Source organism: Tumebacillus avium (assembly GCF_002162355.1).
GTDB lineage: Bacteria > Bacillota > Bacilli > Tumebacillales > Tumebacillaceae > Tumebacillus_A > Tumebacillus_A avium.
On the sequence record NZ_CP021434.1, the window covers coordinates 1,150,018 to 1,165,554 of the forward strand.

At 58.7% G+C, this 15,537-nt stretch carries 18 protein-coding genes and 1 riboswitch; of the genes, 1 reads left to right on the forward strand and 17 read right to left on the reverse strand.

Annotated elements, in window-relative coordinates:
• Positions 1 to 211: 211 nt before the first annotated feature.
• From wecB to rpiB, 5 genes are all read right to left on the reverse strand, one after another.
• Entirely contained in the window at positions 212 to 1,354 is a 1,143-nt protein-coding gene (gene wecB, locus CBW65_RS05205) for a non-hydrolyzing UDP-N-acetylglucosamine 2-epimerase (protein ID WP_087459124.1), read from the reverse strand.
• Between the two features lie 51 nt (positions 1,355 to 1,405).
• Positions 1,406 to 2,035: a uracil phosphoribosyltransferase gene (gene upp, locus CBW65_RS05210; RefSeq protein ID WP_087455932.1), complete on the reverse strand. Its 630-nt coding sequence runs from the start codon at positions 2,033 to 2,035 to the stop codon at positions 1,406 to 1,408.
• An 82-nt stretch (positions 2,036 to 2,117) separates the two neighbouring features.
• The gene (locus CBW65_RS05215) at positions 2,118 to 3,368 is read right to left on the reverse strand and encodes a serine hydroxymethyltransferase (RefSeq protein WP_087455933.1); all 1,251 of its coding nucleotides are present in this window, start codon (positions 3,366 to 3,368) and stop codon (positions 2,118 to 2,120) included.
• Between the two features lie 85 nt (positions 3,369 to 3,453).
• The gene (locus tag CBW65_RS05220; RefSeq protein ID WP_087455934.1) at positions 3,454 to 4,014 is read right to left on the reverse strand and encodes a TIGR01440 family protein; all 561 of its coding nucleotides are present in this window, start codon (positions 4,012 to 4,014) and stop codon (positions 3,454 to 3,456) included.
• On the reverse strand, positions 4,008 to 4,478 hold the full coding sequence (gene rpiB, locus CBW65_RS05225; RefSeq protein WP_087455935.1) for a ribose 5-phosphate isomerase B: 471 nt from the start codon (positions 4,476 to 4,478) through the stop codon (positions 4,008 to 4,010). The genes CBW65_RS05220 and rpiB overlap by 7 nt, the downstream gene beginning before the upstream one ends.
• A gap of 139 nt (positions 4,479 to 4,617) precedes the next feature.
• On the opposite strand from rpiB, the gene CBW65_RS05230 reads away from it, so the two are divergent.
• The gene (locus CBW65_RS05230; RefSeq protein ID WP_087455936.1) at positions 4,618 to 6,381 is read left to right on the forward strand and encodes an ABC transporter ATP-binding protein; all 1,764 of its coding nucleotides are present in this window, start codon (positions 4,618 to 4,620) and stop codon (positions 6,379 to 6,381) included.
• 53 nt (positions 6,382 to 6,434) lie between these two features.
• On the opposite strand, the gene CBW65_RS05235 is transcribed toward CBW65_RS05230, so the two are convergent.
• The 12 genes from CBW65_RS05235 to CBW65_RS05290 form a co-directional block, all read right to left on the reverse strand.
• The gene (locus CBW65_RS05235; protein ID WP_087455937.1) at positions 6,435 to 7,121 is read right to left on the reverse strand and encodes a low molecular weight protein arginine phosphatase; all 687 of its coding nucleotides are present in this window, start codon (positions 7,119 to 7,121) and stop codon (positions 6,435 to 6,437) included.
• A 75-nt stretch (positions 7,122 to 7,196) separates the two neighbouring features.
• Positions 7,197 to 7,934 carry a ZIP family metal transporter gene (locus CBW65_RS05240; protein WP_087455938.1) on the reverse strand — a complete coding sequence of 246 codons (738 nt, stop codon included), beginning with the start codon at positions 7,932 to 7,934 and terminating at the stop codon, positions 7,197 to 7,199.
• Between the two features lie 13 nt (positions 7,935 to 7,947).
• A complete protein-coding gene (locus tag CBW65_RS05245) occupies positions 7,948 to 8,514 on the reverse strand; it encodes a manganese efflux pump MntP (RefSeq protein ID WP_087455939.1) in 567 nt (188 codons plus the stop codon).
• A 139-nt stretch (positions 8,515 to 8,653) separates the two neighbouring features.
• Entirely contained in the window at positions 8,654 to 9,037 is a 384-nt protein-coding gene (locus CBW65_RS24535; protein WP_198299756.1) for a hypothetical protein, read from the reverse strand.
• Positions 9,038 to 9,178: 141 nt separating this feature from the next.
• Positions 9,179 to 9,583, reverse strand: a complete 405-nt coding sequence (locus tag CBW65_RS05255; RefSeq protein WP_087455940.1) for an NAD-binding protein — start codon at positions 9,581 to 9,583, stop codon at positions 9,179 to 9,181.
• Between the two features lie 8 nt (positions 9,584 to 9,591).
• Positions 9,592 to 9,742: riboswitch (cyclic di-AMP (ydaO/yuaA leader) on the reverse strand.
• Positions 9,743 to 9,835: 93 nt separating this feature from the next.
• Positions 9,836 to 10,858, reverse strand: a complete 1,023-nt coding sequence (locus CBW65_RS05260; RefSeq protein ID WP_087455941.1) for an L-threonylcarbamoyladenylate synthase — start codon at positions 10,856 to 10,858, stop codon at positions 9,836 to 9,838.
• A gap of 98 nt (positions 10,859 to 10,956) precedes the next feature.
• A complete protein-coding gene (locus CBW65_RS05265; RefSeq protein WP_087455942.1) occupies positions 10,957 to 11,454 on the reverse strand; it encodes a GNAT family N-acetyltransferase in 498 nt (165 codons plus the stop codon).
• Positions 11,455 to 11,641: 187 nt separating this feature from the next.
• Positions 11,642 to 12,397, reverse strand: coding sequence for a stage II sporulation protein R (gene spoIIR / locus CBW65_RS05270; protein WP_232463446.1), 756 nt, complete (start codon positions 12,395 to 12,397; stop codon positions 11,642 to 11,644).
• 99 nt (positions 12,398 to 12,496) lie between these two features.
• Complete coding sequence (locus CBW65_RS05275) at positions 12,497 to 12,676, reverse strand: hypothetical protein (protein ID WP_087455943.1); 180 nt, start codon at positions 12,674 to 12,676, stop codon at positions 12,497 to 12,499.
• Between the two features lie 6 nt (positions 12,677 to 12,682).
• Entirely contained in the window at positions 12,683 to 13,564 is an 882-nt protein-coding gene (gene prmC, locus CBW65_RS05280; protein ID WP_087455944.1) for a peptide chain release factor N(5)-glutamine methyltransferase, read from the reverse strand.
• A complete protein-coding gene (gene prfA, locus CBW65_RS05285) occupies positions 13,564 to 14,640 on the reverse strand; it encodes a peptide chain release factor 1 (RefSeq protein ID WP_087455945.1) in 1,077 nt (358 codons plus the stop codon). Before prfA ends, prmC begins: the two co-directional genes overlap by 1 nt.
• Complete coding sequence (locus tag CBW65_RS05290) at positions 14,615 to 15,529, reverse strand: DUF1385 domain-containing protein (RefSeq protein ID WP_198299757.1); 915 nt, start codon at positions 15,527 to 15,529, stop codon at positions 14,615 to 14,617. The genes prfA and CBW65_RS05290 overlap by 26 nt, the downstream gene beginning before the upstream one ends.
• Between the last annotated feature and the right edge of the window lie 8 nt (positions 15,530 to 15,537).

A 15,537-nucleotide genomic window follows, 5' to 3' on the forward strand; every position in this document is an offset into this window, starting at 1 on the left:
AGGTCACCCAACTCCCTCGGGGGAGGGCGGGATATGCGGAAGTGGTGATCTTTGAATCTTTACCCTTCCGCTAAAAAGGTTTTACGATCTTACTCAATCAAAGGGTGAAGATGAAACGTGAACCCGGAGCATGTCCCGCCCGGACCCGACCACCCAAGCAACACAAACAACAAAAAACCACCGTGCCCCCAAAGGACACGGTGGTTTTGCATTATACGGTAAACTCTTCCGGCTTCTCATCCTTACCAAAATGATAAAGAATCGCCTGCACAATGCGTTCCGAAGCCTTCCCATCCCCATAAGGATTCGCCGCAATCGACATCGCGCGATGTGCCTCCGAGTTAGTAATCAACTCCGTCGCCATCTCATGAATCACCGCTTCATCCGTCCCAGCCAGCTTCAACGTCCCCGCCTTAATACCTTCCGGCCGCTCCGTAGTATCCCGCAGCACCAGCACCGGAACGCCCAACGACGGCGCTTCTTCCTGAATCCCGCCCGAATCGGTCAAAATCAAATAAGCCCGCGACATAAAGTTATGCGTATCAAACACATCCATCGGATCGGTCAAATGAATCCGCTCATGCCCGCCCAAAATCGCCCGCGCCGGTTCCTGCACCGCCGGGTTCAAATGCACCGGATACACAACGACCAGATCCTCATGCTCGTCCACCAACCGACGAACCGCCCGGAAAATGTTCTCCATCTTCTCACCGAGGTTCTCCCGACGATGCGCCGTCATAAACACCAAACGCTGACCCGCTTGCAGCCCGTCCAGAATCGGATGCGAATACGTCTCGCGAACAGTGGTCGCCATCGCGTCGATCGCCGTGTTGCCGGTCACGTAGATCGCTGCTTCCGGCTTATTTTCCGCCAGCAAATTGCCCTTCGACTGCTCCGTCGGGGCAAAATGCAGATCGGCCATCACGCCGGTCAACTGACGGTTCATCTCCTCCGGGAACGGGGAGTACTTGTCAAACGTCCGCAGCCCCGCTTCCACGTGGCCGACCGCCACCTGCTGATAAAACGCAGCCAGCGCCCCGACAAACGTCGTCGTCGTGTCGCCGTGCACCAGCACGATGTGCGGCTGTTCCTTCGCAATCACATCCTGCAGACCGGCCAGCGCCTTGATCGAAACGCCGGTCAGCGTCTGGCGCGGCTCCATGATGTCGAGGTCATAGTCGGGCGTCACTTCAAACAGCTCCAGCACCTGGTCGAGCATTTGGCGGTGCTGCGCCGTCACGCAGACGCGGGAGTGAATCTGCTCGCCGGCGCGCTCCAATGCTTTTACCAGCGGAGCCATCTTGACCGCTTCAGGACGAGTGCCAAACACCGTCAGTACGCGAATGGGTTCCATCTTGTTCATCGCTCTCCTTTTCTCTTGCCAAACCAATCTTGCTTAAAAAACCTACTTCGTGCCGTACAAACGGTCGCCCGCATCGCCCAGACCCGGCGTGATATACCCATGGTCATTCAGGCACTCATCCACCGCCGCCACGTAAATATCCACATCCGGATGTTCACGCTGCACCAATTCGACACCTTCCGGAGAAGCGATCAGGCACATCAGCTTGATATTTTTCGCGCCGCGCTGTTTCATAAACGTGATCGCAGCCGCCGCCGAACCGCCTGTCGCCAGCATCGGGTCGACAGCGATCAGGTCGCGTTCCGCCACGTCGGACGGCAGTTTGCAATAGTATTCAACCGGCTGCAACGTCTCCGGGTCACGGTACAGACCGATGTGCCCAACCTTTGCGCTCGGAATCAGATTCAAAATCCCGTCCACCATGCCAAGCCCCGCCCGCAAAATCGGCACCACGCCGAGTTTTTTGCCAGCCAGAATCTTGGTCTTCGCCGGAGAGACCGGCGTTTCGATCGTCGTCTCCATCAACGGGAGATCGCGGGTCGCTTCATAAGCCATCAGCATGGCCACTTCTTCCACCAGTTCACGGAACTGCTTCGTGCCGGTGTTCTTGTCGCGTATGTAGGTCAATTTATGTTGGATCAACGGGTGATCAAAAACGTAGACTTTGCTCATGACAGATATCTCCTTTGCCGGATGTCTTCGTCCATTATAGCAAAAAAAGTCCGCCGTCCATAACGGCGGACTCTTTTTTCTCTTAGAGGTACGTCAGACCTTCGTACATCGGGAACTTGTCGCACAGCTCCTTCACGCGGCGCAAAGCTTCGTTGATCTTCTCCTGATCATCCTTGTGCTTCAGGGTCAGCGCGATGATCTCAGCGATCTCGGTCATCTCTGCGACGCCAAAGCCGCGCGAGGTCACCGCCGGGGTGCCGATGCGCACGCCGGACGTGACAAACGGCGAGGCCGGGTCGAACGGAATCGTGTTCTTGTTCGTCGTGATGCCGATCTCGTCGAGCAGATGCTCCGCTTCCTTCCCGGTCAGGCCGAGGTTGCGTACGTCGATCAGCAACAGGTGATTGTCGGTGCCGCCGGAAACGATGTTCAAGCCGTTCTCGATCAGCGCAGCCGCCAGCGCCTGGGCGTTGTCGACGACCTGCTGGATGTAGCCTTTAAACTCCGGACGCAGCGCTTCGCCAAACGCCACCGCTTTCGATGCGATCACATGCATCAGCGGGCCGCCTTGGATGCCCGGGAAGATCGCTTTGTCGACCGCTTTGGCATATTGCTCTTTGCAGAGGATCAAGCCGCCGCGCGGGCCGCGCAGGGTCTTGTGCGTCGTCGAAGTGACAAAGTCGGCAAACGGAATCGGAGACGGATGGTGGCCGGTCGCGACCAGACCTGCGATGTGCGCCATGTCGACCATCAGGTACGCGCCCACTTCGTCTGCGATCTCGCGCAGCTTTTGGAAGTCGATCGAGCGCGGGTACGCCGAAGCGCCGGCCACGATCATCTTCGGCTTGTGCTCCAGCGCCAATTCACGAACTTTGTCATAGTTGATCGTCGACGTGTCTTCCTCAACGCCATACGGGACAAAATTGTAGTATTGGCCGGAAATGTTCACCGGGCTGCCGTGCGTCAAGTGACCGCCATGCGACAGGTTCATGCCAAGCACGGTGTCGCCCGGCTTGAGGAAAGCAAAGTAAACGGCCGTGTTCGCCTGTGCGCCGGAGTGCGGCTGCACGTTGGCATGCTCTGCGCCAAACAGTTCCTTCGCGCGGTCGCGGGCGAGGTTCTCCACGATGTCGACATGTTCGCAGCCGCCATAGTAGCGTTTGCCCGGATAGCCTTCCGCGTATTTATTGGTCAGCACGGTGCCCATCGTTTCCATAACTGCACGCGATACGAAGTTCTCCGATGCGATCAGCTCGATTTTGCTGCGCTGACGACCCAGTTCCAGTTCCAATGCTTCTGCTACTTCACGATCTGCCAATCTCAAATAACTCATCCAAGGTCTCCCCTTTTCCAGTACTAAAACAGGTTATTTCCGAACATTATAGCATAATAGAAGAAAAAAGTTCGTGTTTTTGAAATTACTCTTCGAAAATATACACAGCCCGCGCGCCGCCGACCAGCTTCGGGCGAGTGCGTGCCATCGTCACATGCGCTTCCCCGATCTCACGCAGCGTGCCGCGCACCGGCACGGCGACATGGCGCAGATGCATCCCGATCAACGTGTCGCCGATGTCGATGCCGGCGTGTGCCGCAATTTTCTCGACCATCGCCGGGCGATCCAGCTTGCGGAAAGCCGTAGAAGCGACCGCGCCGCCCGCCGTCGGCACCGGGACGACGACCACCTCTTCAAGCCCGAAGCGCTGCAAAGTCTCGCGTTCCACGACCAGGGCACGGTTGAGATGTTCACAGCATTGGAACGCGATGTGGAAGCCGTATTTCGCCCGGGCTTCCAGCACCGCTTCCACGATCAGCGCGGCGGCGTCCAGCGAGCCGCCCGAGCCGATTTTTTTCCCGACGACTTCGCTCGACGATGCGCCGATGACGAGGATGTGCTCATCGGTGAGCTGCGCCTGGGCTTGCAGGTCGTCGATCACTTGCAGCGTTTGGGCCTTGACCGCTGCCAGCTCCGGGGTTAGCATCCGGTGACACCTTCTTCGCGCCCGTAGCGCTGTTCGATGTCGCCGATCTTGCCGATGCGGGTCGCGTGACGGCCGCCGCTGAATTCGGTGGTCAGCCACAGTTCCACGATGTCGTCCGCCAGGCCAGCGCCGATGACGCGCGCGCCCATCGCCATCACGTTGGTGTCGTTGTGCTCGCGGGTCGCTTTGGCCGAAAACGTGTCATGCAGCAAGGCGCAGCGAATGCCCGGCACCTTGTTGGCGACGATCGACATGCCAAGCCCGGTGCCGCAGATCAGGATGCCGCGGTCATATTCCCCGCGCGCCACCGCTTCTGCGACCTGAATACCATAGTCCGGATAATCGACCGATGCTTCCGAGTATGTACCAAAATCATGGTAAGACAGCCCCATGCTCTCCAGCTTCTTCTTGACCGACTCCTTCAGCGTAAACCCGCCATGGTCGGCTGCGATTGCCACTTTCATGATCAGACCTCCGTTGCGTTTGGAATCTTTGCAACTCTAGTATATCCTACCCTGTCTGAAAAATCGTACCCGAAGTTTTCGAAAAGTGCTACTCTAACTGTATGCAAGGATTTCAACTTGTGAGAGGAAGTGGCAAGCGATGAATGAACAAGCTCAAACACCACAACCGATACAAAAACACCAATGGCGCGCCTTTCTGCGCCTGATCACCAATACCAATCCACCGAAGCTGCTGATCGCCGGCGTCCTGATCCTCAGCCTGATCAACACGGGAGCCTCGCTGATCGTGCCGTGGTTTACGAAAAACCTCGTCGATGTGGTCAGCGTCTCCACCTTAAACACGTCGGTGATCCTGCTGCTCATCTTCGCCTTCTTGCTGCAGGGCGTGTCGGCAGCGTTTTCGCACTATATGCTGTCCTATGTCGGGCAGACGGTGGTCGCCAACCTCCGTCGGCGCTTGTGGCAGAAGCTGCTCGCGCTGCCTATCCCCTATTTTGACAAACACCGCTCGGGGGAGACGATCTCACGGGTGACCTCCGATACGGGGATCATCAAGGACATCATCGTCACGCACCTGATCACCTTTTTCACGAGCATCATCTCGATCGTCGGGTCGATCATCATCCTCTTGTACCTCGACTGGCAGATGACCCTCGTCATGCTCTCCGCCGTGCCGGTCACGTTCCTCGTCATCCGGCCGATGGGGCGCAAAATGTACCTGATCTCCAAAGGGCTCCAGGACGAGATGGCCAGCTTCACCGCCCTGCTCACCCAAGTGCTGCAGGAGATCCGCCTCGTCAAATCGTTTAACGCCGAACCGCGCGAAAATCAAAACGGCGAGCAAGGCATTCATCAGCTGTTCCAATTCGGGCTGAAAGAAGCGAAAGTCCAAGCTGTCCTCGCGCCCTTGATGACGTTCCTGATGATGGCGATCCTCGTCGTGATCATCGGCTTCGGCGGGGTGCGCGTGGCGACCGGCGCACTTACCGCCGGGGAACTGGTGGCGTTTATTCTGTACCTGTTCCAGATCATTATGCCGTTTGGGCAGCTGGCCCAATTTTTCACCTCGATCCAAAAAGCGATGGGGGCGACGGAGCGTTTGATGGGCATTCTGGAGCATGAAGAGGAAGACCACGCCGAGCACAAACAGGTGGAGAGCACCTCCGTGCCGATTTCCGTGGAGAACCTGACCTTTACCTACCAGACCGGCGATGAAGTGCTGCACGGGGTAGATTTCACCATCCTGCCCGGCAAAGTGACAGCGATCGTCGGGCCAAGCGGCTCAGGGAAAACGACCTTGTTTTCGCTCTTGGAGCGTTTCTACCGCCCGAGCGGCGGGACGATCCGGCTTGGGGAGACGGCGATCGATGCTTTCAACCTGAAGTCCTGGCGCGAGCAGCTTGGCTATGTCTCGCAGGAGAGCCCGCTGATGGCCGGAACGATCCGCGACAACATCGCCTACGGGGTCGAGCGCGAAGTGACGGAGGAAGAGATGCAAAAGGCGGCCGAGATGGCATATGCGGACGGGTTCATCCAAGAGCTGCCCTCTGGCTACGACACCGAAGTCGGCGAGCGCGGCATCAAGCTCTCCGGCGGCCAGCGCCAGCGGATCGCCATCGCCCGCGCTCTGCTCCGCAACCCGAACATCCTGATGCTCGACGAGGCGACCTCCTCCCTCGACTCCACTTCGGAAAAAGTAGTCCAAGACGCGCTGACCAACCTCATGCACGGCCGCACCACCCTCGTCATCGCCCACCGCCTCTCCACCGTCGTCGACGCCGACCAGATCGTCGTCCTCGAAAAAGGGCGTGTTACAGGTGTCGGCACTCATGAAGAGCTGTTGGCGAAGCATGAGCTGTATAAGGAACTGGCCACGCAGCAGTTCCAGTTGGAAGAAGCTTGATCCATCGCATCAAAAAAGCCACAGCATCTGCTGTGGCTTTTCTCATGACGAACCTACAACTCCTCTTTCAACCGTACAACCAGCTTCTCCAGCAACCCTTCAATCTCTTCCGCCGTCGCATCATAGACGCTCTGCGCGCCGCCGTACGGGTCGGCAATATCATAGCTGGGGAGCTTGCCCATCAGCTCGACCATCTGTTTGCTCTCCGCCTCAACCGAAGCTTCCAGGCGCGCCTGCAGCTTCTCCAGGTCGTCGGCAGCACTGGCATCGCCTGCTCCATAGCGGGCTTGCAGGGCTTCGACTTCATCGGCGTGGTCTTGCAAAAAGTGGCCTTGCTTCATCTGCGCCGCTTCCTGCACTTCTGCCATCTGGTCCAAGATCGCCATGTTGGCCGGGTCGTCATCGACGAACTCCTTCAAGGTAAACGTCTTGTCCAGCGCATTGAAATGCTTTTCCACGATCGCGCGCTTGTGCGACTCGCCCATGGTCAGGATCAGGTCGGCCCAGCTCACCAGTTCGCGGTCGAGCAGCGACGCCATGTGACCTGCGCCGTCCATGCCTTTCGCATTCAGCACGTTCGCCGCGCCTTGGGATGCAGGCGAGCCCGGCATCGCCGCAACGCCTGCCGAACGCACCTCCACCTGATCTCCCAAGCCGGCCGCTTCCAGACGGCGGCGCATGAGAGGTTCTGCCATCGCGCTGCGGCACGTGTTCCCGGTGCATACAAATAACAGTTTCATCCGAATCCTCCTCGCTCCGTTCGCGTGTGTCTCCCTCTCAGTATAGCCGCGCTTGCCTTACCCATGCAAATTTTACTAATGCAAATGCAGGTGTCCGACCATCAGCAAAATCGCCGCCCCGATGATCGTGCCGCCCGCCGTGATGATCTTGGACGAATGCCACGCTTCCGGCCACAGATCCCGCGCCACCACATAGCCCATCGCCCCCGCCGCAAAGCCCATCGACATCGAGATCAGCTGCGGCGACACCTCAAACAGCAAGATCCCGACCAGCGTCCCGAGCGGTGTAAACAACGCCGCCAGCGTGATGATCCCGATGATCTTTTTCCCCGGAATCCCCGCCATCCGCAGCGGCACGGCGATCGACATCCCCTCAGGCAGGTTGTGCAGCCCGATCGCCAGCGCCAGCAGCATGCCGAGCTCCGGATGCAGCTTGTCGCCCGCACCAATCGCCAAGCCTTCCGGAATGTCGTGCAGCGCCGTCACCACTGCGATAAACCAGCCGAGGCGCAGATAGTGAAACGACGCCCCTTTGGCGAGCGGCGACCTGCGCAGCACCCCTGTCACGATGCGGCGCATCACCATCATGAAAATCCACCCGGCCGTCACGCCGTAAATGACCGCTTTCGTCCCGCCGCCCGCATATGACGCCGGAATCAGGTCGGCGCAGACCACCGCCAGCATGATCCCCGCCGCCAGCGCCAGGAAAAAAGCCAGCCCGTGCCGCGTCAGCTTGCCGATGCGCAGCACCAACAGCCCGCCCAGCGTCGTCGCTAAGCCCGACAGTAAACTCACCAGCAAAATTTGCGCCACGAAGCGTTCCTCCTCACAGCAAAAACTTCACGCCAAACGCCACCAGCACCGCCCCGCCGATCGCTTCGCCGTATTCGCCAAACAGATGTGATGCTTTGCTTCCGATCGACAGCCCCGTCGCCGCCATCATCGCGCCGCAGATGCCAAACAAGGCCACGGCGATCGCCACATTGGCCCCCAGCGTGCCGAGCGAAAATCCGACCGACAGTGAATCGATGCTGACCGACAGCGCAAACAGGATCAGCCCCAGCCCGGCTGTCCGCGAACCGCTGCGCATTTGTGCGTCGTCGTCGTCCCCTTTTATCGAATTCCACACCATATGTACACCGAGCCCGATCAACAGCAGGGCGCCGATCCATTTGGTCATATCGCCAACCGCTTTGGCCAGGTACAGGCCTGCCACCATCCCGATCAAAGGCATCAACACATGGAAAAACCCGATCGTGAGCGAGATTTTCGAAATCTCCCGGCGGTTCAGCCGCAGCATGCCCATGCCAAGCCCCAGGGAGAACGCATCCATGCCAAGCGCAAGCGCCATGATCAAAAGGGTCATGAACTCTCCCCACTGTATACTGGTCATCAAAACGACTGTCCCTCCCCCCGGTTGTCCTTTCCCCTCATGTGTATGCAACCTGTCCCGCGTTCTGAACCAAAAGCGGACAGGCAAAAGCCCCGGCTCCAACAAGCCGGGGCTTCTCCTATACGATTGCACCGTTGAATTACCAGAACAGCCCGCCGTACGGACGATATCCATACCCGCCAAAGCCACGATAGCCGCCGTAGCCGCCAAAGCCGTACCCATACGGACGATATCCATAACCGCCACCATAACCGCCACCATAACCACCATAACCGCCGAAGCCAACACCGGCTCCGATGCCAACACCTACGCCAACGCCGCCAAACCCATACATTCCGCGGTACGGATAGTACCCCCCGCCAAAGAATACATGCTCGACATCCAGTCCCTTGCGGTTCTTCTTCGGCAGCGCTTTCAAGGTGACCCCTTTCGCGTCCGCCTTTTCCACGATCCCCACCTGCGGACCCTCTTCCGTGTAAAGGGTGACCGCTTTGCCGATCAGTTTTTCAAACTGCTTTTGCATTCCTGCTTTCACCTCCGAAGAGTCATCATTGCTGATGCTTGTACTCCATCGTATGTGGACTGGCAGGAATCGGTGTGGACAAGTGCCTGTGGACAAATAAAAAAAGACCTGAGCCTGATCTCCAAGCTCCGGTCTTCCTGCTTATACAGCGCTCAATACGCGCAACGAATCGCGGTTCCAGCGGCGCACGCCAACCACCCGGTCAGCGCCCAGCGCACGGTACGAGCGCATGAAGTTCTGATTTTGCGCGACAACAACAACGCGGCCCACGCCGGCCTGCTTCAGCGCCTGTACGATCAGCGCGCTTTCCAGCCACGGCCCTTCAAAGACGACCGCCGTGTCAAACTCGCGTTCCCGCAGTTTCTCGACGACATCCTGCTTGTGCGGGCCGACTTTGATCACGGGCGCCTCCACCTTCTGTTCGCGCAAAAATTGGGACGTTTGCGCGCAAAAATCCAAAAAGGCGCAGTCCAGCCCCAAGGTGTGCAGCGTTTGAACGAACGGCACTGCCGATTCGTCCATCGTGACGATCAGACAACGGTTCACACATTTCACCCTCTTCTCGCATTGGCTTACGAAGTTAGCTGTCGGGTTCGGGTGGCAAGAGAGATCATGTTCACCCTTTCTGCCTGCAGGCAGAATTCACCCCCATGTTGAGTGGGTCCTCCGCTTCCGGGTCAAGCCGGAACTCAGCCATAGATCAATTCAGTTGTCTCTTCTCATTATACATGATCCACTGGAGAAAGATGAAGCGGAGACGAGCCCATTTTTCGGGTTCCTCTCCGCCGTTTTCCGACTCTAGGATTGAATTGCTCGGTGGCTCGCCGCTTTGCGCAAACGGTTCATCACAGCCAGCCCCACGCCGGTCTCCGGAAACACTTCCGCATAGATCAGATCGGCGTCGGCATGGTCGAACTGGCGAATCGCATCATACAAGCCGGCCGCCACTGTGGACAAGTCGCTGCGCCGTCCGCACGCGATCACCACATCGGCCGCATACGCATCGGCGCGCTCTGCGGTCGTCAGCACCCCGACGCGATGCCCCGCCTCCTGCGCCGCTTGCACCAGCTCGGTGATCTTCTCCAGATCGCGCGCCCCTTCGACCAGCCACATCTCGCCTTGAGGCGCATAATGCGTGTATTTCACGCCGGGCGACTTCGGCGTCCCGACCCCGCTCTCCAACGCCGGATCGATCCCGACTTCGCCGATCACTTCCTGCAGCATCTCGCGGGTCACCCCGCCCGGGCGCAAGATCATCGGCGTCGCACCGGAAAAATCAAGCACGGTCGACTCCACGCCGACACCTGATGCCCCGCCGTCCACGACTCCTGCGATGCGCCCGCTGAGATCTTCCAGCACATGCTCCGCCGTCGTCGGGCTGGGCCGGCCCGAGCGGTTCGCGCTGGGCGCAGCCAGCGGCACTCCCGCCGCGTCGATCAGTTGCAGAGCGGTCACATGGTCGGGCATGCGAATCCCCACCGTATCCAGCCCCGCCGTCACATTGCGCGGGACGCTGTCCACACAAGGCAGTACGATGGTCAGCGGCCCCGGCCAGAATCTCTCCATGCAAAGCGCCGCTCCGGCCGGCACTACCCGCGCCAGTTTCTCCACATCCCGTCTGTGTGCAATGTGGACAATCAGCGGGTTGTCAGACGGCCGCCCTTTCGCTGCAAAAATCTTATCCACAGCCGCTGCGTCAAACGCATTCGCACCCAGCCCGTACACCGTCTCGGTCGGAAACCCAACCACTTCGCCGCGCTGTAACAGCGCGGCTGCCTCCGCGATATCCTGTTCCTTGGTCTCAAAACGTTTAGTGTCCATCTGCTACCGTCCCTGTTCGTATTGATGTGTCCTTAGTATAGCAAAAGAACAGGGAAAAACATGAATCATTTTGTCGAAAAAAAGAGGAACATAGGTTCCTATTTATTCACACTATCCACATGGGGGTGTGGATAACTTGTGGATGTATACGTTTTCACCAGACAAACCGCCTCCTGATTTTTATACGCCAGGAAGTGTGGGCTCTGGGCTACAGCTTCCGGAACCTGATCTCTGTGGATTGTGGAAAACCCGATGTGGATAAACAGGGGGGTAGCTGTGGATTGTGTGAGTAAGTACAGCTGCTGAATCTCCGTCGTCTCCACATAAGCCACAAACAGCCGGATCAGCTCCGCGCCGAGGTGCGCGGTGTTCGCCCCTTTTTTGATGACCAACGAGCGCATCACCCCGTATTTGCCGTCGATGATCTCCAATCCAACCGTCCCGACCGCCGTCTTCTGCCCGCCATCCTCCGCTTCCACGAGCAAAAAGCCTTCCAGCTGCCCTTCCACGCCGCGCGTGCTGACACCCGCTCCGAGCAAAAGTCCTTGGATCGTCTCCAGATCGGTCTGTTCCGCTTTGCGAATCACAATGCTCATCTTATCCACACGTCCTCTCCGCTTGGTTACTCTATCTCTATGAAAGGGCGTGCTAGATTATGAACAAAAGAAAATAGGGAAAACCCGCACCCCGGAGTCACAATCTCTCAGGATGCGGGCTTGTTTATACACACTTTATGCACCGAGGGGATGCGGTGTGACGATTTTGCGAGATTTGGATGAAAGATTAGGCGAAGAAACCGCCGATGCTGTCGGTGAGGCCGTCCCACCAGGAGGAGACTTTGTCGAGGATCGCGGAGCGAACTTCCACTTCCTGCTCTTCGCCCGCTGCGTCTTTGACCGCGACGGTCGTGATCGCAGCCGTCTCCATGTCTTTGGCCTGCACCGCATCACCGTTGCTCATATCCACAAAGCACAGCGGCGGGAACAGCACGCACCACCAGTTCTGGCCTTTCGCAGCGCCAATTTGGATGCGGAGCGCTTCATAAACGCCTGCCGGGTAGACTTCGGTGCCGTACATCTTGGTCGGGAACGGCACGAGGCCGAAGTCGGTCACCACCGGGTAGGAGTAGCCTTTTTCTGCGATCACGCGCTGGGCGATCTCGTTCATCTCCGGCACGGCCGCGCGGATTGCGTCACGCGCCTCTTCTGCCTGCTCGATGCCTTCCACTTCCACCGCGATCGCCTGGATGATCTCGTCGCGAATGTCGCGCTTCAGCTGCTGGTCTTCCGCCGAGTCGCTGTTGGCGATGATGCGCAGGCGGATCGCGTCGCCCGGGATCGACTGCCCGGACTGGACCTGCACCTGCTCTTGCATCATGTCTTCGTCGATCACCACGTTCGCCGCCGCCGGGCCGAGGTCTTGCGCTTCGGTCGGACCTACGCCGATGCCGATCATCGTCGCTGCCAGCAGCAGCGCGACCGCCACCCGCTTGTTCATGTTCGTTACCGCCTCGCGAATCTTCGCCCACTTGTTCATCATCCCTTGCATCCCCCTCGTAATCTCTTATGCTACGAGTATGGACGCGAGATTGCGAGTTTAAACCTAGCGACGCAAAAATTCTAGCAAAAAAATACTAGATTAGCGTTTGCGCCCTCGTTGCGAGCGCACAATGCCATAAGCGATGCCGTAACAGACCACCGCTCCGCCCCAGCCGATCAGCGGAGCCTGCTCCACATAGTCCCGTCCAAAAGTGATGAACAGCGCAAACAAGAATCCCAGAAAGATAAACAGCAGCATCCACTTCTTATAGCTTGGCATTCCTCGTCACTCTCCCCGTCTGCCCCAGATCACGCGCCCGATGCCCTGCCAGTCCGGGACGATGCCCGTCTCGCCGGACGTCAGCTCGGCTGAGATCATCGCTTCCACATCCTGATCCTGATGAATCCCCACTTCATAGGCCACCATAGCCGGCCCGTCCACAGGCCACAGCTTGGGCAGCTCGCGGCAGATCACGCGGTACGGATACAGCCCGTCGTCACCGCCGTCGAGCGCCAGACGCGGCTCATGGTCGCGCACTTCCACATCGAGCTCTTCGCAGTCGGCCGTCGGAATGTACGGCGGGTTGGACACGACGATCTGCGGCCGCAGTCCCCGCTCCAAGATCGGTGCGACCAGATCCCCTTGCAAAAATTCAACCCGGTCTGCCACGCCTAAACGTTCCGCATTGCGCCGTGCCATCGCCAGCGCGGCCGGAGAGATATCCACAGCGACCACCGTCGCCTCAGGCCATTCCAGCGCCAAGGTCAGGGCGATCGCTCCGCTCCCCGTCCCGATATCCACAATCAGCGGCGCGTCAAACGCCGCTCGTTCCTGCAAGACGCGCTCGATCAACAGCTCCGTCTCCGGGCGCGGGATCAGCACATCTCCCGACACGTAAAACGGCCGCCCGTAAAACTCCTGCTCGCCGGTCAGGTGCTGCAGCGGCACGCCCTCACCGCGCTTGGACACCGCCGTTGCAAAAGCCGCCCGGTGCTCCTCCGGAAAGGGTTCCTGAAACCGCACCAGCATCTTGGTGCGGTCGATGCCCAAAACATGCTGCAGCAGCACTTCCGCGTTGAACTGCGGCGAGCGGACACCTTTTATTTCAAAGAAACGGGAAGCCCGAAAAAGGGCTTCCCGAATCGTTTCATGCGTCCCGTGAGACATTATTCTTCCTCGTTTTGCGCTTTCAGCGCGTCGGTGCGCTCGACTTGGATCAGGGTGTTGATGATCTCGTCGAGGTCGCCTGCGAGGATGTAGTCCAGCTTGTGCAGCGTCAGGCCGATGCGGTGGTCGGTCACGCGCGACTGCGGGAAGTTGTAGGTGCGGATGCGCTCGGAGCGGTCGCCGGTGCCGACAGCCGATTTACGAGCTGATGCAGCTGCTTCCTGCTGCTTTCTCAGCTCCATCTCAAAAATGCGGGCACGCAGGACTTTCATCGCACGCTCTTTGTTTTTGATCTGCGACTTTTCATCCTGGCAGGAGACAGACACGCCGGTCGGCACGTGGGTGATGCGGACGGCCGACTGGGTGGTGTTAACCGACTGGCCGCCCGGACCGGACGAGCAGAAGGTGTCGATGCGCAGGTCTTTGTCGTGGATTTCCACTTCCACATCTTCCGCTTCCGGCAAGACGGCAACGGTCGCCGTCGAGGTGTGGATGCGGCCGCCGGAGTCGGTGGTCGGCACGCGCTGCACGCGGTGTGCGCCCGACTCGAACTTCAGCTTGGAATACGCGCCTTTGCCGATGATCTGGAACACGACTTCGCGGAAGCCGCCCAGTTCGGTGTAGCTCGATTCGACCGTTTCGGTCTTCCAGCCTTGACGCTCCGCATAGGCGGTGTACATCTTGAACAGGTCGCCCGCAAACAGCGCCGCTTCGTCGCCGCCGGCCGCGCCGCGGATCTCGACGATAACGTTTTTCTCATCGAGCGGATCTTTCGGCAGCAAGAGGACGGTCATGCGGGCTCTCAATTCCTCTTCGCGATCACTCAACTCGTCGATCTCCATTTTCACGAGATCGCGCATTTCGTCGTCGAGCTTCTCGCCGAGCATGCTCTTCGCGTCGGCCAGGCCTTGCACAACTTCTTTATATTCGCGGAAGACGTGAACCGTATCTTCCAGGTCGGACTGCTCCTTGCCATATTCGCGCAGTTTCTTCGGGTCGCTGGCGATCTCCGGATCGCACAGCAGGTCACTCAGTTTGTTATATCGGTCTTCAAGCGATTGTAAGCGGTCGATCATCTTTCTCACCTCTACTGGGATCTGACGCCGGAATCACGCATTTGACCGACAGGATCGCCACTTCGATCATGTCGTCATAGGGTTCGCGGGTCGTTAATTTTTGCATCAGCAATCCTGGCGATACCAGCCAGGTCACATATTTATTCGTCGTGCTGCCCGAATACCGGATCAGTTCATAGGACAGCCCGGCCACCACCGGCAGCATCAAGAGCCGGAACAGGGCCATCTCCCACATGCTGAGCCGCGTGCCGGACAGAAAAGAAAACAGCACGATCGAGATCAACATCACAAATAACAAAAAGCTCGTGCCACAGCGCTTGTGAATCATCGTGTGTCGGCGGACATTCTCCACCGTCAATTCCTCGCCCGCTTCATAGCAGTTGATCGTCTTATGTTCCGCACCGTGGTACTGAAACACACGCCGGATGTCGTCCATCCGCGAGATCAGCCAGACGTAGAGGAAAAACACGCCAAGGCGCAGCCCGCCTTCCACGGCGGCAAACAAAGCGCCGGACCCGTCGCCGGTCAGCCACTGTGCCCCGTACAAAGGCAGAAACAAAAACAGTCCCACAGCGAGCAGAACGGACACCAGAAGCGACAAGGTGACTTGCCACCCTGACAATTCCTCTTCATCATCTTCCGCTCCGGACAGAGCGGCCGACTTGTTTAACGCCCGATAGCCAATCAGCAGGGAATCGTACAGCACCGCCGTGCCGCGCACGACAGGCAGCGCCAGAAACCGGGAGCGCCTGGTAAGAGGCGAGCGCGTTTCCACTTCCACGTGGATCGTATGATCGGACTTGCGCACGGCGATCGCGACTTTGTTGCCGCCGCGCATCAGCACGCCTTCAAGCAGCGCCTGACCTCCGATGTACAATTGCGGTATCATCAGATCCA

What these genes read in the sequence shown, in the direction of transcription:
- wecB (WP_087459124.1), bottom strand. Translation starts at nt 1,354, where the DNA reads ATGGAACCCATTCGCGTACTGACGGTGTTTGGCACTCGTCCTGAAGCG.
- upp (WP_087455932.1), bottom strand. Translation starts at nt 2,035, where the DNA reads ATGAGCAAAGTCTACGTTTTTGATCACCCGTTGATCCAACATAAATTG.
- CBW65_RS05215 (WP_087455933.1), bottom strand. Translation starts at nt 3,368, where the DNA reads ATGAGTTATTTGAGATTGGCAGATCGTGAAGTAGCAGAAGCATTGGAA.
- CBW65_RS05220 (WP_087455934.1), bottom strand. Translation starts at nt 4,014, where the DNA reads ATGCTAACCCCGGAGCTGGCAGCGGTCAAGGCCCAAACGCTGCAAGTG.
- rpiB (WP_087455935.1), bottom strand. Translation starts at nt 4,478, where the DNA reads ATGAAAGTGGCAATCGCAGCCGACCATGGCGGGTTTACGCTGAAGGAG.
- CBW65_RS05230 (WP_087455936.1), top strand. Translation starts at nt 4,618, where the DNA reads ATGAATGAACAAGCTCAAACACCACAACCGATACAAAAACACCAATGG.
- CBW65_RS05235 (WP_087455937.1), bottom strand. Translation starts at nt 7,121, where the DNA reads ATGAAACTGTTATTTGTATGCACCGGGAACACGTGCCGCAGCGCGATG.
- CBW65_RS05245 (WP_087455939.1), bottom strand. Translation starts at nt 8,514, where the DNA reads ATGACCAGTATACAGTGGGGAGAGTTCATGACCCTTTTGATCATGGCG.
- CBW65_RS24535 (WP_198299756.1), bottom strand. Translation starts at nt 9,037, where the DNA reads ATGCAAAAGCAGTTTGAAAAACTGATCGGCAAAGCGGTCACCCTTTAC.
- CBW65_RS05260 (WP_087455941.1), bottom strand. Translation starts at nt 10,858, where the DNA reads ATGGACACTAAACGTTTTGAGACCAAGGAACAGGATATCGCGGAGGCA.
- CBW65_RS05265 (WP_087455942.1), bottom strand. Translation starts at nt 11,454, where the DNA reads ATGAGCATTGTGATTCGCAAAGCGGAACAGACCGATCTGGAGACGATC.
- spoIIR (WP_232463446.1), bottom strand. Translation starts at nt 12,397, where the DNA reads ATGATGAACAAGTGGGCGAAGATTCGCGAGGCGGTAACGAACATGAAC.
- CBW65_RS05275 (WP_087455943.1), bottom strand. Translation starts at nt 12,676, where the DNA reads ATGCCAAGCTATAAGAAGTGGATGCTGCTGTTTATCTTTCTGGGATTC.
- prmC (WP_087455944.1), bottom strand. Translation starts at nt 13,564, where the DNA reads ATGTCTCACGGGACGCATGAAACGATTCGGGAAGCCCTTTTTCGGGCT.
- prfA (WP_087455945.1), bottom strand. Translation starts at nt 14,640, where the DNA reads ATGATCGACCGCTTACAATCGCTTGAAGACCGATATAACAAACTGAGT.
- CBW65_RS05290 (WP_198299757.1), bottom strand. Translation starts at nt 15,529, where the DNA reads ATGATACCGCAATTGTACATCGGAGGTCAGGCGCTGCTTGAAGGCGTG.